General features: G+C 45.6%; 19 protein-coding genes and 1 pseudogene. 10 read left to right on the forward strand and 10 right to left on the reverse strand.

What is annotated here, in order from left to right; translation table 11 throughout:
* A partial coding sequence (locus tag H6F72_RS15270; RefSeq protein WP_190437184.1) for an ATP-binding protein occupies positions 1–1,371 on the forward strand: 1,371 nt, incomplete at its 5' end.
* Between the two features lie 45 nt (positions 1,372–1,416).
* Here H6F72_RS15270 and H6F72_RS31135 read toward each other — a convergent pair.
* Together H6F72_RS31135 and H6F72_RS15280 are read right to left on the reverse strand one after the other, a co-directional pair.
* On the reverse strand, positions 1,417–1,500 hold the full coding sequence (locus H6F72_RS31135; RefSeq protein ID WP_242016963.1) for a hypothetical protein: 84 nt from the start codon (positions 1,498–1,500) through the stop codon (positions 1,417–1,419).
* A 464-nt stretch (positions 1,501–1,964) separates the two neighbouring features.
* The gene (locus tag H6F72_RS15280) at positions 1,965–2,654 is read right to left on the reverse strand and encodes an S-layer homology domain-containing protein (RefSeq protein WP_190437186.1); all 690 of its coding nucleotides are present in this window, start codon (positions 2,652–2,654) and stop codon (positions 1,965–1,967) included.
* An 888-nt stretch (positions 2,655–3,542) separates the two neighbouring features.
* Between H6F72_RS15280 and H6F72_RS15285 the strand changes: the two genes are divergently transcribed.
* Complete coding sequence (locus H6F72_RS15285; RefSeq protein WP_190437189.1) at positions 3,543–4,211, forward strand: hypothetical protein; 669 nt, start codon at positions 3,543–3,545, stop codon at positions 4,209–4,211.
* An 847-nt stretch (positions 4,212–5,058) separates the two neighbouring features.
* Here the strand turns inward: H6F72_RS15285 and H6F72_RS15290 are convergent.
* From H6F72_RS15290 to H6F72_RS15300, 3 genes are all read right to left on the reverse strand, one after another.
* A complete protein-coding gene (locus H6F72_RS15290; protein ID WP_190437192.1) occupies positions 5,059–5,334 on the reverse strand; it encodes a hypothetical protein in 276 nt (91 codons plus the stop codon).
* Positions 5,335–5,336: 2 nt separating this feature from the next.
* Positions 5,337–5,966 (reverse strand): ParA family partition ATPase, encoded by a 630-nt coding sequence (parA, locus tag H6F72_RS15295; RefSeq protein ID WP_190437195.1) that lies wholly within the window; start codon positions 5,964–5,966, stop codon positions 5,337–5,339.
* Positions 5,967–6,207: 241 nt separating this feature from the next.
* Entirely contained in the window at positions 6,208–6,408 is a 201-nt protein-coding gene (locus H6F72_RS15300) for a hypothetical protein (protein ID WP_190437198.1), read from the reverse strand.
* A gap of 150 nt (positions 6,409–6,558) precedes the next feature.
* On the opposite strand from H6F72_RS15300, the gene H6F72_RS15305 reads away from it, so the two are divergent.
* Positions 6,559–9,048, forward strand: coding sequence for an NACHT domain-containing NTPase (locus tag H6F72_RS15305; protein WP_190437201.1), 2,490 nt, complete (start codon positions 6,559–6,561; stop codon positions 9,046–9,048).
* Positions 9,049–9,110: 62 nt separating this feature from the next.
* Here the strand turns inward: H6F72_RS15305 and H6F72_RS15310 are convergent, their stop codons facing one another.
* On the reverse strand, positions 9,111–9,233 hold the full coding sequence (locus H6F72_RS15310) for a tyrosine-type recombinase/integrase (RefSeq protein WP_190437267.1): 123 nt from the start codon (positions 9,231–9,233) through the stop codon (positions 9,111–9,113).
* A 40-nt stretch (positions 9,234–9,273) separates the two neighbouring features.
* On the opposite strand from H6F72_RS15310, the gene H6F72_RS15315 reads away from it, so the two are divergent.
* The 5 genes from H6F72_RS15315 (at position 9,274) to H6F72_RS15335 (ending at position 15,287) form a co-directional block, all read left to right on the forward strand.
* A complete protein-coding gene (locus tag H6F72_RS15315) occupies positions 9,274–9,762 on the forward strand; it encodes a tyrosine-type recombinase/integrase (RefSeq protein ID WP_190437204.1) in 489 nt (162 codons plus the stop codon).
* 640 nt (positions 9,763–10,402) lie between these two features.
* On the forward strand, positions 10,403–11,659 hold the full coding sequence (locus tag H6F72_RS15320) for an FG-GAP-like repeat-containing protein (RefSeq protein ID WP_190437206.1): 1,257 nt from the start codon (positions 10,403–10,405) through the stop codon (positions 11,657–11,659).
* A gap of 402 nt (positions 11,660–12,061) precedes the next feature.
* On the forward strand, positions 12,062–12,667 hold the full coding sequence (locus tag H6F72_RS15325) for a hypothetical protein (RefSeq protein WP_190437209.1): 606 nt from the start codon (positions 12,062–12,064) through the stop codon (positions 12,665–12,667).
* Between the two features lie 26 nt (positions 12,668–12,693).
* Positions 12,694–12,966: a hypothetical protein gene (locus tag H6F72_RS15330; protein WP_190437212.1), complete on the forward strand. Its 273-nt coding sequence runs from the start codon at positions 12,694–12,696 to the stop codon at positions 12,964–12,966.
* Between the two features lie 77 nt (positions 12,967–13,043).
* Positions 13,044–15,287, forward strand: a complete 2,244-nt coding sequence (locus H6F72_RS15335; protein WP_190437214.1) for a P-loop NTPase fold protein — start codon at positions 13,044–13,046, stop codon at positions 15,285–15,287.
* 184 nt (positions 15,288–15,471) lie between these two features.
* Here H6F72_RS15335 and H6F72_RS15340 read toward each other — a convergent pair.
* The 4 genes and pseudogenes from H6F72_RS15340 to H6F72_RS15355 form a co-directional block, all read right to left on the reverse strand.
* Positions 15,472–15,681: pseudogene (locus tag H6F72_RS15340) on the reverse strand (transposase); the annotation flags it as partial.
* 131 nt (positions 15,682–15,812) lie between these two features.
* Positions 15,813–16,799: a hypothetical protein gene (locus tag H6F72_RS15345; RefSeq protein WP_190437217.1), complete on the reverse strand. Its 987-nt coding sequence runs from the start codon at positions 16,797–16,799 to the stop codon at positions 15,813–15,815.
* Positions 16,800–17,007: 208 nt separating this feature from the next.
* Entirely contained in the window at positions 17,008–17,382 is a 375-nt protein-coding gene (locus H6F72_RS15350; RefSeq protein WP_190437221.1) for a hypothetical protein, read from the reverse strand.
* Between the two features lie 226 nt (positions 17,383–17,608).
* Complete coding sequence (locus H6F72_RS15355; protein WP_190437226.1) at positions 17,609–17,881, reverse strand: hypothetical protein; 273 nt, start codon at positions 17,879–17,881, stop codon at positions 17,609–17,611.
* 256 nt (positions 17,882–18,137) lie between these two features.
* Between H6F72_RS15355 and H6F72_RS15360 the strand changes: the two genes are divergently transcribed.
* Both H6F72_RS15360 and H6F72_RS15365 read left to right on the forward strand, forming a co-directional pair.
* Entirely contained in the window at positions 18,138–18,434 is a 297-nt protein-coding gene (locus H6F72_RS15360) for a helix-turn-helix transcriptional regulator (protein ID WP_190437230.1), read from the forward strand.
* A 260-nt stretch (positions 18,435–18,694) separates the two neighbouring features.
* A complete protein-coding gene (locus H6F72_RS15365) occupies positions 18,695–20,170 on the forward strand; it encodes a recombinase family protein (protein ID WP_190437233.1) in 1,476 nt (491 codons plus the stop codon).
* The last annotated feature ends 33 nt before the right edge of the window (positions 20,171–20,203 follow it).

Genomic DNA, 20,203 nt, shown 5'->3' on the forward strand with positions numbered 1-20,203 from the left:
TTACAAGAACTTGCTGCCTCTGGGAGTTGCACCCCATTCGAGAAGGCATACATTCGTAAAGATGGCAGTCAGGTTCCCATTTTGCTGGGAGCTGCACGACTCGAAAGTGACGAACTCGCTTGGGTCTGCTTTGTGCTTGACCTGAGCGAAAGCAAAAAAGTCGAGGCATTACTGCGGCAACAAGCAGAGGAGTTATCTCGGGCCAATCGACTGAAAGATGAGTTTCTCGCCACCGTCTCCCATGAGTTGCGGACACCTCTAAATGCCATGCTGGGATGGGCCACCATGCTGCGTTCTAGACACCTCGATGAAGCCACGACAAATCGGGCGATAGAGACGATCGAACGAAACGCGAGGGCGCAGAATCAACTCATCAATGACCTATTGGATGTTTCTCGCATTATTACTGGCAAGCTGCGCTTAAATGTTCGTCCGGTGATCCTAGTTTCGGTAATTGAGGCCGCTATCGACTCCATCCGACCTGCCGCAGAAGCCAAAGATATTCGCTTGCAGAGTATTTTAGACCCTGGTGCTGGCCCTGTTTCGGGTGATTCCGATCGCCTACAACAGGTGTTTTGGAATTTACTCTCCAATGCGGTGAAGTTCACCCCGAAAGGTGGTCGAGTTCAGATTCGTTTAGAGCGGATCAATTCTCATATCGAGTCTCATATCGAGGTGACTGTGAGTGATACTGGGCAAGGCATCAGTCCGGAGTTTCTACCTTATGTCTTCGAGCGCTTACAGCAAGCGGATAGTACCACCACGAGGGCACATGGGGGGTTGGGCCTCGGCCTGGCGATTGTTCGTCACTTAGTAGAACTGCATGGAGGCAGTGTTGATGCCACCAGTGCAGGTGAAGGCAAAGGAGCTACCTTCATGGTTAATCTACCCATTACTATCTTTCGTCCAGAACCGACAGACATGGAACGAGTGCATCCTACCGCCAGTGATACAGCCCCTTTGCTGGACACACCGAGATTAGATGGCTTGAAAGTTTTGATTGTGGATGACGAAATCGATGCCCGCGAGTTGTTAGCCATGCTGCTAAGGCAAAGAGGAGCCATGACCACGACCGTGGCCTCCGCTAGAGAGGCTTTATCTATCATCATCCAATCCGCTTTTGACCAAAAACCTGACGTATTGGTCAGTGATATTGGCATGCCCAGTGAGGATGGGTACACGCTGATTCGTCAAGTTCGCGCCTTAGCGCCAGACCAAGGAGGTCAAATTCCGGCGATCGCCCTAACTGCTTATGCACGGACAGAAGACCGCATCAAAGCCTTAGCTTCAGGCTTTCAGTCCCATGTCCCCAAGCCAGTAGAACCGGTTGAGTTTATTACAGTATTAGCGAGCTTAATCAATCGTTTCTAGAACCTCAAAGCCGCGATTATCCCTTCCAGTTGCAACTCCAATACCTCAGGATACTGTTGAAGCACTTGCAAAACTACGGTGTCCCGATATCTCCTGAATCACCCGTAGCGGCACCGCCGCGCTACTCATCTGGCTCAAAGCCGTGCGTCTGAAACTGTGAGCGCTGCCCCTACCACCCTCAGACGATCGCGATCGTTGATGACGGACTCAGCCATCAAGGACTATCAGAAAAGGGGTATAAATTGACGAGGCTGAAACGGCCCTAAATTAGGGTAAGAGTTTTGAATAAAAGCCCTATCAAAAAAGGGTCCTTTTTTGATACCCTTGCTGCATGAAGCAAACCATTTGTACCCTATACCTTCGTGTTTCAACTGTCGATAAGGACAAGATACTGATATAGCGATCCTAAGTGGCTCATGAAAATGGGCCATACATAAATACTTTCGGAAACTGGAAAATTTGACAGTGTGTCGCAAACTCAAATAGCCACTTGACGGCTCGGAACGATTTGCACAGCTGGTAAAACTCTCGAATGAAACGGGCTTGTACCCCCACTGCCGCTATGCATTTTTGCACAGGAGTGATCGCTTGGCTTAGGGAATATAGGGAAACTCGATCGCAGGAGCACTGCCAGTCGCCACCAGACCCTGATAAATTGAGGCGGCCACTTCAGCACGGGTCGCGGCGCGATTGGGATTGAGAACATCAATGTTGGGGTAGTTCACAGTGAGGTCGCGGAAGGTCGCCGCCGCCACGCCATCATGGGCATAAGAAGGAATTGAATCGTAGTCACGGAAGCCACCTGTCACGCTGGCATTGGTTCCACTCGGCTCAAACTGTAGACCGCTCGCCAGAGCGACTAAAACCTGAGCGCGGGGCATGGGCTGATCTGGGTTAAAGACATTGCCAGGATAACCACTGAGAAAGCCTTCGGCGTAAGCGGTTTGGATGGCGCTGGCGGCCCAATAGCTGCTGGGCACATCCCGAAAACGAACAGCACTGCGAACAGTCGGTCGGTCGAACGCCTGCCCGACCAAGACGGCAAACTGGGCACGAGTAATCGGCTCGTCGGGGCGAAAGCTGCCGTCGGCAAAGCCGCGAATCACATCACGATCGACGAGTGCTTGAATGAATTGTGCTGCCCAATAATCTGACGCTACATCTGAAAAAGTGGTTTGCGCTTGAGCCGGAATCTGTCCCATTAGTGAGGACAGCGTTGCAACGGTCAGGCTGAGGGACAGGAATCGAATAAATCGGCTAGAAAATTTAGCTTGAATAGACATAAGTGATGAGTCGATAATGAGGTAGAAATTGGCCCAGAGCGGTGTAATCAAAAGTGTCAGAATTTTGTGTAAGGCTTTGACAAGTACTGAGAGAAGCTATAAATTCCTGCTTTGGGGTAGTAGGGGTCCTTCTTGAAATTTAGAGGGATCTCTGCTCGTATCTAGGCAAAGTTTAGGCAAGGTTGTAGAGTGAAGCGCTAAACCGTATATAGATAGAGAGATTTGAGTTTTACTTCTGGGGACTCATAAACCCCTATCCTATTAATTTTCAGCTAATCATTCTCACTTTGCAGTAATGGGGTTATAGGGTTAACACTCACTATATTTAGTACAAAATTAGTATATTTAGAGATTAAAAACGCTATTAACACCCAGTTTTCTGGGTGTTTTAGCTATTCACAAAATGCTTTGTAATCAGCCGGTCGCAAGTTCGAATCTTGTCACCAGCTTTTAGAAAATCTATAAACATCGAGCTAGCAGCGCGATCGCGGCTTGTCGGTGCTGCTCAGCTAGAGATTGAGCACAGATAAAGTGAGCATTGCCCCTAAAGCGATACTCCCGGCGGCAGAACTCTCCTAGCGATCGCAGGAAACTTTTACTTCAGAACTTTCCTATAAATGAGCAAAATATTGGGAGTTGGTGAGATCGCGATCGCCCAGATCCACTAAGTCAGATTTACTGACTACGCAATAACTCAACGAGAGAGTGGGTTGTAGGCTTCAAAAGCACCCAGGATTACGCTTGCAATACGGATGCTTTTGCATTTTTTAGGCCAGAATTAGTCCGCCTACTGTAGTACGCAAATGGTCATTGGTCACAAACTAGTTGAAAATTCGAGTGATGGGGTTGTAGAGACGCTTGCACCTGTTTATCTAATGCGGAGGGTCTGTGGGAAAAATATTCGATGACGCAACGCCGGAGCAAGAGCGTAAGTTTATAGAAGAGCATCGCAAAGAGGCGTTCTTAGCTGCATGTCAATGGCCTTTGAGTTGGTTACTCCCTGCCCGCCGTCACAAGAGAGCCGCAGACGCACTCTTTGAAATCGCCTATACAGCCTACGATCGGGATACGGTGCAATGGCTAGCTGATGGTGGCCCGTTTGGGAAGCAAGGAGCAAGAAAAAAAGAGGGAAAAGAGCTCGCCAATCATTATGATATGGAGCTCCTGGGGGATTACTTCCTTCTTGCAGGTTACGCGCTAGAGTGTGTACTAAAGGGCTGCCTCATGGCAATGCGGCCAGGGGTAGAGATCAATGATCGGCTTGATAAATTAGTTATCACTCACGATCTCATTCGACTGTGCCGTGACTGTTCCATAAGTCTATCCTCCGAAGAAGGAGAGCTCCTCGCTGTCATCACTCGGTACATAATCTGGGGCAAGTATGCCGGACCTCGTGACCTTAAAGACATGCCTAGTCCTGTAAATCCGGACAACCAGAACTCGAAATCTTTGAGGGTCGCAAACCCATTTCATGAAAGACGCGTCCAGGTGCTGGTTGACGGAGTCTTCCAGCGAGGTCATGACCTAATCAACACGCTAGGTGCTCCAGGAGAATAGTCATGTTGTCAATAAGCTTGCATGATTAACTGTAGGGGCGAATGGCCGTTGTCCCTACAGAATCTTGAGATACTGTTGATATCTCAGCAATTGAGAATAATTCAAAAGCTGACTATTAAAAGATTTTGGGCTAACAATTCCTGCCTTGGGGTTGTAGAGGTCAGAAGCTCAAAAGTTGTGGGATCTCTGCCTGTATTTAGGCAAAGTTTAGGCAAGAAGAGTAAAGCGCTCTCTACAACCTATAGCTAGAGAGCGCTCTATTATTTCTATGAAAGGACTGCAAATCCTTTACCTCAAATCAACCTGTAAATATTCGGTCGTTTTATTTACTCTTCCCTTGCCTAAGCCAAAAGGCAGCTTCCACTACTCCATACCTGTAAATAAACTCGTTTCCAAATCAACGTCTCAATTCTTCCTAAAGTGGATGAGTTTGTTTAAGGACATGCCCAAAAGGGGCCGCTTCTGAAAGGAGAGAATTATTGACAAATAGAGTACACGCTTGCTGTCAGCCTTTTTTGCCTGAAGCAAGCCCTGAAATCCCTAACGACCAGGCAATGAAACACGAAGAACCCTATTTGTCACCGTATTCAAGAGAAAACGGCTTAGATGCTGCCATTTCACAATTAATTGGCTGATGCTCCAATACAGGGCAATCAGTGATCAACTTTATTTTCTTTATTTCTGTATCACATGATTTCTGTAAATCTGTGACTACTCAATTCAGTAACATGTCCCTATCCCGCTAAATCCAACACAGGCCATTTGAAAGGGCCTGGGAGTCTGTCATTTTAGTTATCGTATTTCTGTAAATCTTGAAAAACGTAAATACACAATTCTTTAATTGCAATCAACTCTTAGAACCGTAGTGTTCCTCTAGGAGTTCTCTTAAGAGCTCCACCATTGTTACTCCCTCGTTGGTTGCTTTCAATTTGATGGCCTTATGTAAGCTTTCAGGAATGTCCAAGGTGAGACGTTTGATGTTCTCTGGCTTAGCTGCTTCTGCTGATGATGGCGGTTGCTCTGCCTCAACCAAAGCTTCGCGGTTTGTTACCCACTCTTCAACGTCTACGGTTTTCTCGACGCCGCTTGGCTTTCGACCAAAGCTGACTTTCTTCCCTGGCATGCCTAAACTCCTAAGCTCAAAATTTCTTTCGTTAAAGCAAGAACTTCCTTAGCTGCTGCCCCTTTTGGGTCAATATCAAGCACAGTTCGCCCGGTCGCAGCAGATTCCGCAAAACCTACTCGCTGGCTAATCACTGTCTTGAGAACGGGAATGGAGTATTCTGCTAGCGCATCGCCTACATCTCGTCCGATCGCTGTATTTACGATTCTACGATTAATTACAAATACAGATTTCAGGTTTTCCTTAAATACAGAAGCTTCTTGAATTAGTTTGATGATCTCATTGGCTGCCCACACATCGTAGGGACTGGGTTGAATAGGGACAACAACCAGATCTGCTGCAATGATGGCGGAGCGAGCTAGGTCTGAGACACGAGGTGGCCCATCAATTACAACATGATCATAATCTTTGGCAATGGGAGGGAGATCGCGATGGAGGGTAGGGCGATCGAGCCCTACCACTGAGAAGGGAGGTTTGTCTTCTCGCGCGGCTGCCCAGTCACGGGCAGAACCTTGAGGGTCGGCATCAACTAGCAACACTCTTGCACCTTTCAGTGCCAAAGCATGGCTGATGTGAATGGCAAGGGTTGTTTTGCCAACCCCTCCTTTTTGGTTTTGAACAGCAAGTTTCATGTTTCACAGAAGTAAAGATTTACAGAAAACCTGTATTACGATTTTACAGTTTTACAGAAACAAGATACTCAAATTGCGAAGACAAGGGTATTCCACATAGTCCTCAACAAATTCCCATAACTTCTGTTTTTCTGTAAATACAGAAGTTATGAAATATCGTGGTTAAGTATAGACAGCTAACGGTGCACAGGCAACCAGGGGATGGAAGCGTTTTATCCATCCCCTGGTTATCAACATCAGCCTAATCAGGTTTACCCGTCCGGTTAGATGGCATCATCAAGCCGATATAGCCACCAACACCGACCTTGGCCAGATCAGCAAACGTAGCACGAGCATCCTCATCAATACATGCCAAGGCAAAGGAACCAATGACCAGTACCAGAATTACGAATGGAAGAACATCTGGTTTCTGAGGGCGGCGCGATCGCTTCGTTTTCTGCATTGCGTTTGTCCTTAAACTCAACACCCTTATCGTCGCGATCGCAGCTTCTGTTCCAGTTTCAGCCAGGGCGAAGCTAGGTATGACTTCAGCCTAAGTTCGGTATGACTTCAGCGCCGTGGGTAAAATAAGCTCAACTTTCACCGTTGAACTATGGGCACGCGATCGCTCCAGGCTGCACCAAAAGGAATCGAAAGAGCAAACATTGCCTTAGCTCAGTATTCGCTCAGCCAAAATGCTTTGGCAGAAGACTTGGGGCTCTCTCGGCAGACCGTCAATAATTTCTTCAAGGGCAAGCCGATCGACCGCGAGAACTTTGCTCTCATCTGCGATCGCCTGGGGTTGGATTTGGAGAATACGGTGGCACTCAATAGTTTGGCTCCTGATGCCAGCGAGCTAAGCGATTGCTCTCAGATTGATGCTTCAGTTCAAGAAGTTAGGCAAAAGGTCTACCTCAACATCCAGAAGCGGTGCGGCGAGATGCGCGTCCTAGACATGACTCGCCCGATCGACCTAGCTACGATTTATACCGATGTCAATATCCTGCAAGAAATCACTGGACGACGACGGTTAGACCTGGAAGAACTGTTGCAGCATTGCAACCTGGAAGAGTTCGATCACTTCGGTTTTGCCCACACCCGTACAGAGCGTAGGTCAGGACTGCTAGCCGTAGAGGAATTCGATAAGTTAATGGTGCTGGGCAAGCCTGGTGCTGGAAAGACCACCTTTCTCAAGCGGCTAGCAACGTTGTGCAATGCGGGCAACTTTCAGAAACATCGGGTTCCCATCTTTATCACGTTGAAGGATTTTGGAGATAGTTCAGAAGCACCTAAATTGCTCACCTACATCAGCCAGTGGTTGAAGGAACTAGGTGTTCAGGAGCCTCAGAACGCAGAACAAATCCTTAGCCAAGGGCGCGGCTTTTTGCTGTTGGATGGACTAGATGAAGTCAGCGAGGCAACCAGCAAGCAGGTGTTGCAGGAAATTCAGTCTTTTTCTGACCGTTTTCCTAAGAATGCATTTGTGGCATCTTGCCGAATTGCAGCGAAAGAGTTTGTCTTTCAGCAGTTTACAGAGGTTGAAGTTGCTGATTTTAATGACGAGCAAATTACAGACTTTGCTGGTCGCTGGTTTGAAGCAAAACAGTTACCAGAGAAGACGAAGCGATTCTTAGCAAAACTGAGAGCGCATCCCCGCATTCAAGAACTGGCGACCAATCCTCTGTTGCTGACCCTGTTATGTCTGGTCTTTGAGGGACGAACCGACTTTCCCGCCAACCGCTCCGAACTATATGAAGAGGGATTAGATGTCTTGCTCAAGAAATGGGATGGCACCCGCAGTATTGAGCGAGAGCAGATCTATCGAGAACTTTCACTCAAACGCAAGGAAGACTTGCTGAGCCAACTTGCTTTTACCACCTTTGAGCAGGGTAACTACTTCTTCAAACAAAAGGATGCTGAGCGCCTGATCGAAGTCTATATTCAAAATCTACCTGGTGCTCAAGTAGACCCAGAGGCCCTGCGGCTTGATAGTGAAGCCGTTTTGAAATCCATTGAGGCACAGCATGGACTACTAGTGGAACGGGCACGGAGCATTTACTCGTTCAGCCACCTCACTTTTCACGAATACTTTACTGCCCATCGAATTGAAAGGCGCGAGGAACTACATCCACTTCTCGTTGCTCATTTGACCGAAAAGCGATGGCGAGAAGTTGTTCTCTTAACCGTAGGAATGCTAGAGGAGGCAGATTCTCTGCTTCTGCTGATGAAATCTCAGATTGATGAGATAGTAGCGAGCGACAAAAAAGTTCAGCAATTCCTGGCTTGGGTTCAACAGAAGACCTGTTCAGTTAATGCTCCCTATAAGCTGGCTGCTATTCGAGCATTCTACTTTAACCCCGCCCTCGACCTCGCCCTCGCCCGCAACAGCGACCTCGCCAGCGACCTCGCCAGCGACCTCGACCTCGACCTCGCCAGCGACCTCGACCTCGCTAGCACCCGCGCCCTCGCCCTCGCCCTCGCCCTCGACCGCAACCCCGCCCTCGCCCGCGCCCTCGACCGCGCCAGCAACCACGACCTCGCCCTCGCCCTTGCCAGCGACCGCACCCTTGCCAGCACCCGCGACCTTGTCAGCGCCCTCGCCCGCGCCAGCGACCGCACCCTTGCCCTCGACCTCGACCTCGACCGCACCCTTGCCCGCGCCCTCGACCGCGACCGCGCCCGCGCCCGCGCCCGCGCCAGCACCCGCGCCCGCGCCCTCGACCGCGCCCGTGGCCTCGCCAGCGACCACGATCCTGCGCTCAAGCAATCCCTTGAGGAGCTTAAAGATCAGCTTCCAGATCTCGATAAAGATTGGGAGTTTGCCCAGCAATGGTGGCGGATTAACGGTTCAGCCTGGACAGCGAAATTGAGACCTGTGCTCATCAAGCATCGTAATATTGGACATGATTGGCAGTTCAGTGATGATCAGATAAAACAACTTCAGCAATACTCCGAGGCCAACAAATTACTAGTTGAGTGCCTTAACAGTGATTGCTACGTCAGCCGAAAAGTTCGTGAGGAAATCGAAGCCAGTTTGCTACTTCCCATAGAAGAGATCAAGCGTCGCTTTCCCAACCAACTGAACCACTTTAGCGCCTCTTAACATGCTATTCGTTGCTGTAGATCGTCATAGCCTTAACCATCAGCATCCTACTCCGTCTCCTTCTACGTCCAAACAATCCGATCAAACCTAGCCGGATTGGCCGCCGTATACCGCACCGTATGCTGAATATTCTTATGTCCTAAATACTCTTGGATATCCCTGGTTGGCAATCCCTGCTCTGCCAGATAATAGCCATTTTATGGACAGTTACTCTAAAATGGCTCTATGTCCCCCCCCACAGAGCTTTCCAGACAACCCAATCTCACCTACCGCAGTCGTGAGTACCTGCCCCCAAGAGAAGTGCAGCGGCTACTTGAGGCGGCAGGCCAACGCGGTAGACATCCCTTGCGCGATCGCACGCTCCTTTTACTGATGTTTCGTCATGGGTTGCGAGTGGGAGAAGCTTGTTTGCTGAAGTGGGATGCGGTGATGCTTGAGGAGCGCTGTATTGCGATTACTCGCCTCAAAGGCAGCAATAGCGGGGTGCATCGCTTACAACCGGATGAGCTGGAAGCATTGGTGTTGCTGCGAGAACTTTACTCGGGTAGCTATGCTCTGTTTGTAAATGAACGAGGAGCCAAGCTGACGACGGGGGCGATCTCCAAGATGATGAAGCGCTCTGGAGAGTTGGCGGATCTCCCTTTGCCGGTGCATCCACATATGTTGCGTCATTCTTGTGGCTATTTTATGGACAGTTTACCGATAAAAAGCTGACTGTCAAACTGAAATCGCGCAGGACCGAACTCAACCTGTTAAATAACTCCAGCAGTTTATTGCTTAGGTTAGGGCGATTGCTCTATTTCGCTCGAAATTATGCCCTCCCCAGAACCAAGCGTGGTAGTGTTGAACCTTGCCTGTCCGCTGCCAATTAGTCAATGATGAAGTGCTTGTTTCAGCGGGACTACCAGGAGATCCACCTCTCCTATCTCCCCAAGGGCTACTAGGATTATTTCTCCGCTCTATCACGCCCACATCTGGTTCCAAATCTTCAAATTCCCAGAACTAGAATCGCTTACTTCCGCAGGGTGACGACGAGTAGTCATAGTTTGTATCTTCAGCGATCGCTCTTTTTGGAGAGGGGCGATCGCCGGAGGGTCGAATTACTGTATTGGCCTAGTTTCAATGTAAAAAGGAAAAACTTTAAGCCTTAGTGAGCCTCTGTGAGTAAATGGGCCTTTTGAAAGAAGTGAATTATTCCTTTCAAAAACTTGGAACCTGCATAACCGATGCTATAGAGCCAAAACTGTTCCATGCTAAGCCTCATTGAACTTGACATAGCTGTATCAAATCACACATGGCGTTGATTATAAGTGCCAAAGTGTTCGATGGTAAGCATCTACCTTGAGCACTTGTAATGACTAAGACCTTCAATTTTTGTTCAGTTGCAGTACTAAAATATGTTGCCTTAGCTACCGTTGGCGTCTTTAGTAGCGTGGGGTTAGTTTTAGCCCTATCAATTCCTTCGCTAGCCACCACTGCAAGCGACTTAGATGGTGACGGCAAATCGGATATTCTATGGCGTCATGCTGTAAGTGGTTCTGTCGGTGCTTGGCTGATGAACGGCCTCAGTCGCAGAGAGGCGCGTGAAATTGCTGTTGAGCCAGACCAGAACTGGAAAGTTGTTGGAGTTGGTGACTTAGATGGTGACGGCAAATCAGATGTTCTATGGCGTCATGCTGTAAGTGGTTCTGTTGATGGTTGGTTGATGAATGGTTTCAGCCGCAAAAGCGCAGGTACGATTCTTGTTGAGCAGGACCAGAACTGGAAAGTTGTTGGAGTTGGTGACTTAGATGGTGATGGTAAATCGGATGTTCTATGGCGTCATGCTGTAAGTGGTTCTGTCGGTGCTTGGCTGATGAACGGCCTCAGTCGCAGAGAGGCGCGTGAAATTGCTGTTGAGCCAGACCAGAACTGGAAAGTTGTTGGAGTTGGTGACTTAGATGGTGACGGCAAATCAGATGTTCTATGGCGTCATGCTGTAAGTGGTTCTGTTGATGGTTGGTTGATGAATGGTTTCAGCCGCAAAAGCGCAGGTACGATTCTTGTTGAGCAGGACCAGAACTGGAAGGTCTTACCCTCACGCAGCGATACTGGACAGATTGGTCTTCCTTTCGCCAATAACCAAACTTGGTATGTTTGTCAAGGTTATCAAGGATATATATCACATCAAAGCACGTTTGGATTAGACCTTTCAGTAGCTAAAGATTTCGGAACGAACTCTTGTTATGCTGCGGATGGAAATGTTAACAAGTCTGCTGGTCAACCGATTTTAGCACCTGCTGCTGGCACAATTTCTTACATCAATTCAGATTTAGTATGCTTACAAATTGCTCCAGATCGGAGTCTTTTAATTGGTCATATGGATCGTCGTGTTTCTAACGGAGCTGTAGTAACTCAAAACAGCTTGTTAGGAACTGTATCTCAGGCAGCAGATGCAAATGGAGGGTTTGCTCATATTCACGTTGAAGCTCGTAAACATCCCACTTGTGCTCCAGGCACTTCAGTTCCATTGACCTCTGTTAATGGATTCCAGTTTGATGGAGTTGAGAATTTACCAGATCTGACAGAGCGCAATGACTACTTTAAGAAGTCATTAACAAAACCTTACTAATTCTACTTAGCTGATAAGGTCTCAAAAAGACGAAAAATAGCAGACTATTACCCAAAGCCTCAGCGTAATAGTCTGCCAACTACAAGCTATTTTTCGCCATTCCTTAGTGAAGAATATTCCTTAAATAAGCATCAAAACTAAAATCGTTTGCTTCCGCAGAGTAATGATGAGTACGAATAAGTTAGATTCCTGGCGATCGCTGTCATTCATTCAATCAAGTCAAAAAATTCTACAAAGCCTCTATCTACCTAAAGTAGGAAAATAGTGGGCGATCGCTTGTACTATGCATTAACATAAGCGTTATGTTCATAACACCATTTCTTGAATAGCACTGGCTGTTTACTCGGAGGATAGCTTGCCACTAGAGGATGGTGCTAAAAGCTTGTAATTAGGAAGCTGTTCATGAGTAACTCCAAGTTTCAACAATTGGTAGAGATGCGAAAGCTAGATTACCAAGAAACCTACACTTATGTAGACACGATTTTTGCGATTATTACAGAATTTAATAGACGCTTCGGTGATTATCTAAATTGTCCTTCTGGGGCGATCGATATTGTTGAATTTCATTCAGATACTGGAGAGGTACAAAAAGAAGGCTACTGGCGCGATCGGATTAAAATTGATGATGATTGCTTCTTCAGATTTAGATTAATGATTTCGCTTCATGAGGTAAATGAACAGTTTGCTGGATTTAATACAAATAACTCTGGCAAACATTTCTTTGAGATAGGATTAGCACCTCCCTCAGGAATGATTTTTGGCTTGGGGATAAAGTTAAAAGATGAGCAAGAATGTACTATCAAGATTTTGAACCCCCCAAAAAACTCTCCTGAAAAGGTCTTCACCATTAACCTCCAGCAAGAAAATCTATTTCATGAAGTTTTTGAATTTCTTTACCAAGAGATGAGAAAGTCTATGGAGCATGGGCTTCAAGGTAGAATCGACAGGCTGACAAATCAGGGAAGTGAAGCTGAAAATCAGTTTGGCTTTGCTATGCCAGTTGATTAATCAAAGTATGGCAATCGGTCATTCTAATGATGGCATCATTTTGGGCTTCTACAGATATTGCTCTTCCAAGCGATAAAGTAACTCTTAGAAGTTCTTCTGAGAAAACTATAGTAACCGTCGAATCACAGCGTTTTGGCCTTAAAACACTTGAAATAGAAGGGAAACTTCTTCTATGTGAGGAAACTGCCAAGGCTGCTTATTTGGCAGCCTTGGGATTTCAAGATGATGCTTCTGTTTCTGTCATAGTCACTTCAGTAATCCAGTACAACAATGATGACGATGAAGATGATAGATTTTAGTGGCAAAGAGATTAAGAGTGATCACCTTCACTCAGAATCAGCATAGTTAATTTAGTTGTTTAGGTACTTAAAGCAATATGAGGCGTTTTTGGCCCTCCTTCTTTAGAAAGGCTCCTCAACAGCAAAGTAATCAAAAACCAGCTGTTGAAAATAGGGGACGATCAAATGATCTTTACATCACAGATTCTCCGGTTAGTCGGCCAGAACAAGACAGATTCAATCGTTGGTCATTCTCCGAAAGAGTTGCTCAAACTATTACCTCTCGCAGCGACCCGAGCAGCATTGTAATAGGAATTTACGGGCCTTGGGGCGATGGTAAGACAACAGTTCTTAATTTTATTGAGCAATATCTGCAAGGAAATTCAAATATTATTTGCGTCAAGTTTAATCCTTGGCGATTCACTGATGAAACCAGCTTGATTAAAGGATTTTTTCAAGACTTGGCAAAGGCTATTGGTAAATCTATAAGCTCTGATTCTGAAAAAATTGGTGAATGGCTTGATAAGTATTCTATAGCCCTAACATCATTTAATGTGACTTTCGCTGGTGCTGTTCAAGTTAATGCTGGTCAAGGTTTTCAAGGTCTCGGTAAAAGCCTCTCCTCTGTTGACTTACAGGATTTGAAGCAAAGAGTAGAATTGCATCTAAAAAATGAGAGAAAACGTGTCGTTATTCTCATGGATGATATCGATAGATTAGATAAAAATGAAATTCAGACTGTATTTAAATTAGTTAAGCTATCAGCAGATTTTGATTATACTGCTTATATTTTAGCTTTCGATGAAGCAATGGTTGCTGCTGCACTTAGCGAGAAGTATGGTTCTGGAGATATTAAGGCAGGAAGGAATTTTTTAGAAAAAATAATTCAAGTTCCATTGAATTTGCCAAAGGCTGATAGAGTAGCTCTGCTTGAATACTGCATTGAAGGTATTCAGGAGGTTTTAAGTGATCTAAATATTCAAATTTCTGAAGAGCAATTTCGCTACTACTTTTTGAAAAAGTTTGTTGATGGTTTAGAGATACAGCTTAAAACGCCAAGAATGGTCAAGCGTTATATAAATGCTCTTGCATTTTCATTACCTATTTTAAAGGGAGAAGTAAATTTATTGGATTTAATGCTGGTTGAAGGGATGAGGATCTTCTACCCAGCGCTATATGAGATTGTGAGAAATAATTCTGATATTTTTGCAGGATCACCATTTAGTTACTATAACAATCAAGAATTCCAACAACGTACTCTTAATCTTATTGATGTAGGAACTCAAGGGTTAAATACTGATGAAGCAATGTCTGCAAAGGACTTACTGAAGGCTTTGTTTCCTCACATGAATCGTTCTGGAGTACTTGGTAATGTGGATTATATTTCTAGCTGGAAAGAGGAATATGATAGGGAGCAACGCGTTGCCTCTATTCATTATTTCAGTAGGTTTTTTTCGTATTCAGTATCTAGCAATGACGTATCAGACCAAGAAATAGCTGCTTTTCTATCTCAAATTGAAAATAACTCTATTGAAGAAATTGTAACTAATATACGAAGAATTATTGGCGACCGTAGAGCGAATGCATTTATATTAAAAGCTCGTGATAAGTCTAAACAGCTATCTTCTCTAGCTTCTCAGAAACTTGCTTTGGCAATTTCTATGATTGGAGATGTTTTCTCGGGTGATAGAGATCTTATAATCAGTTCCTTCTCTAAAGTCGGGATGGTTGTTAATGAACTTGTTAAAAATATTGATGTGCATGAAATTCGTTTAGATGTCGCGAAGAAGATAATATCTCAAGCTAGTCCTATAGAATTTGCTTTAGAGTGTTTTTATTGGTTAACTCCTTCAAAGCAAAGTGGGGAAGAAGATAGCGCCTTTTCCGTCGAACAGCGTCACGTTTTAGCTAAATTTCTTATTCAAGAAATTATAAAGCTTTCATGTAACGCTCCTATCTATATTAAATTTCCTGAGGACGCTCGCACAATAATTTATGTTTGGGAGCACTGGGTTTCTATTGAAGAAGCTAGCCAGTATCTTATAAAGACTTTAGACCAAGACCCTCAAAATTCTGTTGAGCTTCTTAAGTGCTATGTGCCAACAAAATGGAGCTCGGCATTTTATGGGGCTCGCAAGGGTGATTTCGAACGAAGTCAATATGATGACTTGTCAAAGCTTGTAGACCCTAGCTTTATATATGAATTAATTTACAGCGTTTATGGCGCTGTTTTGGATAACCCTAAATATGATTCAAACGAATCCCAACGCTCGTTTGATGAAAAAGTTGTAAATCAATTTGCTTATATTCATCAAGCCGTCCTTAAAAGTAAGGATAGGTAGTGATAAGTTATACCTCTACTAGGGTATAGATGGTTGCTAACTCTTTGTCTGTCACATTGTGCTTCAAACGGGGATAAGCCGTATCTTGAAGGCTGGGCATCTTGTTCACTCCTCACATGCAGCAAAGAGGAGACTAGGGGTAAAGGTAGCGAAGATACCGTTGGCGAATTCATCAGAGAAAAATCTATGCAACTCGAGACTTAAGCTCCAGGAATCGAGAGGTACGAGGTTTCGCGAAGGGGATTCCTGAGAGCCAAGCATCCAGACGAATCAAATTGAGAGCAACTACGCTCAGGATGTGCTGAAGATGTGTCTTCGCTAATCCCACGTAGCGAGACTGTCGGAGACCTGAGCGCCTCACTCCCTGTGATAACGTTCCCTCAATTCCCGCTCGCTGTTACTATATTTTCAACAAAAATCCTGAATTTGAGCGGTTTACAAATCACCCTAAATTTTGCAAACGAGCAGTTGCAACTGCTCAACTTGTTTTTGAAACAAGACCTCGGTTCATTCACAAAGCACGGGCTACGAGCTTCCCAGGAAATGAGAAGAAGTCGCGATCGCCCGCCAGTCTTCCCAAACCTCAGAGCCATGACGCAGTACTCCAATGGAACCGGAGGGTAAACCTGTTACCTGGCTATCCGAAGACGTGAAGTACTCGATCAAACCCGCCGCATAGGCTTTGTGGTACCAAATATTGAACTCCGTTGTCACACTCTTGGCACTCTGAGCTGGTTTCCATCGCTCTCGGATCGCATCCACTAATAACCCGGCCGGATTCTTCACCTCGCCACTTCGCTTACGTTCCTTGACCAGCGCGATCGCATCCTGAACCGTCGTTAAAGTTGCTTCAAGCACTACTGCTGCAATTTGTGGGTTCAACGGAATCGGGGCGATCGCCGCTTCAACTTGAATTAAAATTTCGCGCTGCTCACCGCTCGCGGAAAAATGGTCTATTTCGGCATCTTGAACTAAGTTAATTGACCCTGCATTTAGATCTAAACCTTTTAGAGGCTCTATATCTAAGGTTTTTTCCTGATCCTCAAACTCTTTGTTATTTTGATTTTTATTTTTTACAGCAGCAGGGAGGGTGGAGGGTCTGTCTGTTGTCTCTAATATTTCTCTATAAGAGAGTACGGAGCTGCAAGGGTTTGAGGCCCCTATTTTGGACATTTCCATCCCAACTTGGACATTTTGATCCAGTTCTGCGACATTTTTGTCCGATTGGGGATGGTTGGCCACCAGCTTAAAAATCTTGCCTGAGTACTTCCGCACTACCTCAACTAGACCTGATTCAGCGAGCTCGAGGAGCGATCGCTGGATGTGGCGGATGGAATAGGAGCGTTTTCGACCCACTCCTGTCCACTCAGAAAACTCGTTCAACTCAAATTCTTGGGACCGTCCTGCGGGTTTGCGTCTCAGCAACCAACGGTACAGCTGACCTGCGCAGGGGGTGAGTTGTAAGGCTAGAGCATCGTGCGCGTGTGTGACCCGCGCAAAGACTTCGGACATCCGTGGTTCTCCAGTTGTAATTTGTGGTGGAGAACTGCTAGCCTTAAGTTGCGATACTGTTGGGCTAACAGTCCTCAGATTTTTGAAACCAGCATTGGGTTCCCGCCCGGTGCTGGTTTCGCTTTTAAAGGGACTCTACTACAGTCACTGCCCGCTCGTCTAGCAATATTCGCAGTGCGTCAAAAACCAGTCGAGCTAGAGCGATCGCCTAAAAGCCAAGGACTTCGCGATCACAGCACCCTAGGACAGCCAGCTGTTGCACCATTTGTTGACGAGCTTGGAGTTTAGCCGCACTGAAACCATTACGCAGCTTTTCCAGTTCAGCCATTGCATTTGCCTTCGCTATCGTTAACTGCATTAGTTTCTGCTGAAAGCTTTGGTACTCCTGGTTCGTTTGCAGCAACAGGAAACGTCTGGCTTTGCGTTGATTCTCGTTTTTCAGGTCATTTTCAAAGGCGACGGCGGCCTCAGCCTGACCTTCCTGCTCATGCATCTGGTGACGCACTTGCAGGATTTTGCCATCCAACTCATTCACTAACTGAGCAGCTTGAGCAATCTGTGGCGCGTAGTCTGACAAATTCATGGTGACTCTTTAACAGTGCAGTTGGAACAAAATTTTGCAGTCAGCCTTGATCAGCGCGGACAGGGTGGGTATTTCCCACCCCAAGTCATTGATTTATGCTGCTTCCGCAGGCTCAGTTAAGATGGACTGCTCCAGTTGATCGACAGCCCGCTCAAAAGCTCGGCGATTGAAGGCATAGTTCCGATTACCGGAAAGACAGTGCTCAAAGGCATCACTAGCTAGTTCCTCAATGCAGCTCTCTATCCACTTGGCGAAAGCTTGCGTCAAGTGGATAGAGAGCTGCATAATATTCGCCTTGTTCGCTTTCGTACCAAGCTTGAGCTTGCTGAGCTGCCTCTAGTAAGTGCACTGCTACAGAGAGGGGAATCTCAAGAGCGATCGCAGTGTGGTCCCCATGGCAGTTTCCTGGGAGAGCATAAGTTTGTTGGCTGAGCTGGGTCTGCTCATTGGGATTGGTTTCTAACTGAGCATTTGGAGTGCTGAAACTTTGAGTTAGCATGATTCTGAATTCCTCAATAACAGTTGGGGTTGGCCTCAGAACAGGCAGTTGTCCAGACTCGGCTGTTCTGAGGTGCATAATCAGCAGCGATCGTTGGTTTTCTGAGGACCGGCGATCGCTTGTTGTTTTTTGAAACTTGTACTGGTTTTTGATAGAGGTTGCTTTACTTGCTCCATCACACCTATTCTTTATTCTCGATTGACAAGTTTTAGTTGTCAATTGTTAGTTGTCAAGCGCTCAACAACGATAGGCGACTATGAAAGCAGAGCTAGTCGCATTGCCCATGAAAATTGCCATCACAATTGAATTGCCAGAGCTGGAGAAAGATCTAAAGACTTGGCGCGACGCGAAGGGTTGGTCATTGAATGACCTGTCGCGGCAGATCACTCTAGAGGGTAAGCGGATGACCAGTCAGAATATCCAACGGATTGAAACCAGTGAAACCAAGGTCGTCCCCTATGAAACCCTCAAAACCATTTGTGATGCGATGGGACTTGACTTAATGCCACAAATTGCCGAGGCCATCCAAAAGCAAATTCTTCAAAGCCGCTGATGAACAGCTCTTGCTATGTGAATTGGCGCTGAAATCTCCCTACTACAACTAGTCCCTAAAAAGCCTCAAGAGTTGGGCTCCGACCTGTCTGGGTACGGGAAGACAAATTTTGGCTAAAATTATCTATTTACTTTCATAAGCAAAGTAGCGTATAAAGTCGAGCAAAGCTTTGAATTTGATTTTAAAGCTTTTATGACGTTACTTCCGTAACAGCCATACACTTTCATGGTACCGTAGTACTATGTTTCAGCGACATAAGTATGGCTCCCAGAAGCAATCGAAAAACAGTCGGATACATTCGGGTCTCTACAGAAGAACAAAGCCATGGAAGATCCCTGCCTCATCAAACAGCTCAGCTTGAGACTTCCGGTGTAGATGAAATCTACTCCGATGTTGAATCTGGTGCGAGTTCAACACGCCCTGGTTTTGTCAAGCTGATCGAGGGAATTACGGAAGGCGAAATTGGAACGATCAAGGTTAGTAGGTGGGATAGATTAACCAGAAACAGTAATGAGTTTCCAATGCTCAAAGACATCCTGCGCGATAACAAGGTCAAGCTGATAGTTTTGGAACAAGGAGGAGAGCAAGACCTATCTACTGCGGCGGGAGAGCTTCAGGCTGACATCAACGTTCTTTTTGCCGCCTATGAAAGAGCTCTGGTTCGAGACCGAGTTCGGGGTGTAATGGCAAACCGTAGGCTTGAGAAAAATGCCTGGACAAGACCGCCTCTGCTTTATGAGATTGTTGATAAGCAATATGTTTTGAGTTGTGAACCTTGTGTTTGTTCTTTAGAGGACAGACCTAAAAACTATCTTAAATATGATGAGAATACTCCTCTGAAAAAGCTCTTGAGAGGGCAAAGTAAACGAGATATTGCAGAAGAGATTGTTAACTCATTGATAGAACTTAGAAAATACAGATCTGTTCTAAGCCGTTTACATAACAGATACACTATGTCAGGTGATAAAAATCCCTATTTGACACCAGGTATCACTATTTTTAGCTCCAGCGCAGGCTTAAAAAATTGGCTGCAAAACCCGATTCTTAGAGGTCATATTGCTTACCTTAGGAATGATTCAAGATGGACTAAAAGAGATCCAGACGAATGGGAAATCCATTTTAATACACATGTAGAGCACAGACTTTTTGATGATGAATTTTATGAGAATGAGCTCAAACCATTATTGGAAGCGAACGCTAAAAGATGTGCAAGAACAAAGGTTACCTCACATTTAACTAACTTGATTTTTTGTGCTGAGTGTCATTCCAGGTGTATTCTCAAAAGTGGCAATGCATATAAATACTATGGCTGTCGCCACTCTGGGGTTTCCTGTACTAATAGGAAATGTGTCCGAGTGGATGATATTGATGAGGCAATTATATTTAAGTTAACTGAACGAGTTAGATTCATCTCTCAAGCCATCAACCAATTTGAGAGTTTATCCAAGTCAGATACAGTAAGAAAATTAGAGGCACAAGTAGCTTGGTTAGAAAGTGCTCCAAACTTTAAGACTAGCTATCAAATTCAAAAACAACGTCGGGAATTACTAGAAAAAATTGAAAAGGAGAAATCCAATTCTAATGAGATAGCTAAACAAATGCTTTGTAATCCTCAAGCTGGCAAAATCAACTTTTGGTACTCTCTATCGGAAAACTTGCGAGAAATATTTTATGAGAAACTCTTGGACAAAGTCTTCATTGCTGATGAAGTTGTCTCCGTGTCATTGAAGGTTTAGTTCTTATTTCGAGAGTCAATTACTAATAGATTA

The organism is Trichocoleus sp. FACHB-46 (assembly GCF_014695385.1).
GTDB lineage: Bacteria > Cyanobacteriota > Cyanobacteriia > FACHB-46 > FACHB-46 > Trichocoleus.

What these genes read in the sequence shown, in the direction of transcription:
- H6F72_RS15350 (WP_190437221.1), bottom strand. Translation starts at nt 17,382, where the DNA reads ATGAATTTGTCAGACTACGCGCCACAGATTGCTCAAGCTGCTCAGTTA.
- H6F72_RS15345 (WP_190437217.1), bottom strand. Translation starts at nt 16,799, where the DNA reads ATGTCCGAAGTCTTTGCGCGGGTCACACACGCGCACGATGCTCTAGCC.
- H6F72_RS15300 (WP_190437198.1), bottom strand. Translation starts at nt 6,408, where the DNA reads ATGCAGAAAACGAAGCGATCGCGCCGCCCTCAGAAACCAGATGTTCTT.
- H6F72_RS15325 (WP_190437209.1), top strand. Translation starts at nt 12,062, where the DNA reads ATGAGTAACTCCAAGTTTCAACAATTGGTAGAGATGCGAAAGCTAGAT.
- H6F72_RS31135 (WP_242016963.1), bottom strand. Translation starts at nt 1,500, where the DNA reads ATGAGTAGCGCGGCGGTGCCGCTACGGGTGATTCAGGAGATATCGGGA.
- parA (WP_190437195.1), bottom strand. Translation starts at nt 5,966, where the DNA reads ATGAAACTTGCTGTTCAAAACCAAAAAGGAGGGGTTGGCAAAACAACC.
- H6F72_RS15355 (WP_190437226.1), bottom strand. Translation starts at nt 17,881, where the DNA reads ATGCTAACTCAAAGTTTCAGCACTCCAAATGCTCAGTTAGAAACCAAT.
- H6F72_RS15330 (WP_190437212.1), top strand. Translation starts at nt 12,694, where the DNA reads ATGATGGCATCATTTTGGGCTTCTACAGATATTGCTCTTCCAAGCGAT.
- H6F72_RS15335 (WP_190437214.1), top strand. Translation starts at nt 13,044, where the DNA reads ATGAGGCGTTTTTGGCCCTCCTTCTTTAGAAAGGCTCCTCAACAGCAA.
- H6F72_RS15280 (WP_190437186.1), bottom strand. Translation starts at nt 2,654, where the DNA reads ATGTCTATTCAAGCTAAATTTTCTAGCCGATTTATTCGATTCCTGTCC.
- H6F72_RS15320 (WP_190437206.1), top strand. Translation starts at nt 10,403, where the DNA reads ATGACTAAGACCTTCAATTTTTGTTCAGTTGCAGTACTAAAATATGTT.
- H6F72_RS15360 (WP_190437230.1), top strand. Translation starts at nt 18,138, where the DNA reads ATGAAAGCAGAGCTAGTCGCATTGCCCATGAAAATTGCCATCACAATT.
- H6F72_RS15305 (WP_190437201.1), top strand. Translation starts at nt 6,559, where the DNA reads ATGGGCACGCGATCGCTCCAGGCTGCACCAAAAGGAATCGAAAGAGCA.
- H6F72_RS15315 (WP_190437204.1), top strand. Translation starts at nt 9,274, where the DNA reads ATGTCCCCCCCCACAGAGCTTTCCAGACAACCCAATCTCACCTACCGC.
- H6F72_RS15290 (WP_190437192.1), bottom strand. Translation starts at nt 5,334, where the DNA reads ATGCCAGGGAAGAAAGTCAGCTTTGGTCGAAAGCCAAGCGGCGTCGAG.
- H6F72_RS15365 (WP_190437233.1), top strand. Translation starts at nt 18,695, where the DNA reads ATGGCTCCCAGAAGCAATCGAAAAACAGTCGGATACATTCGGGTCTCT.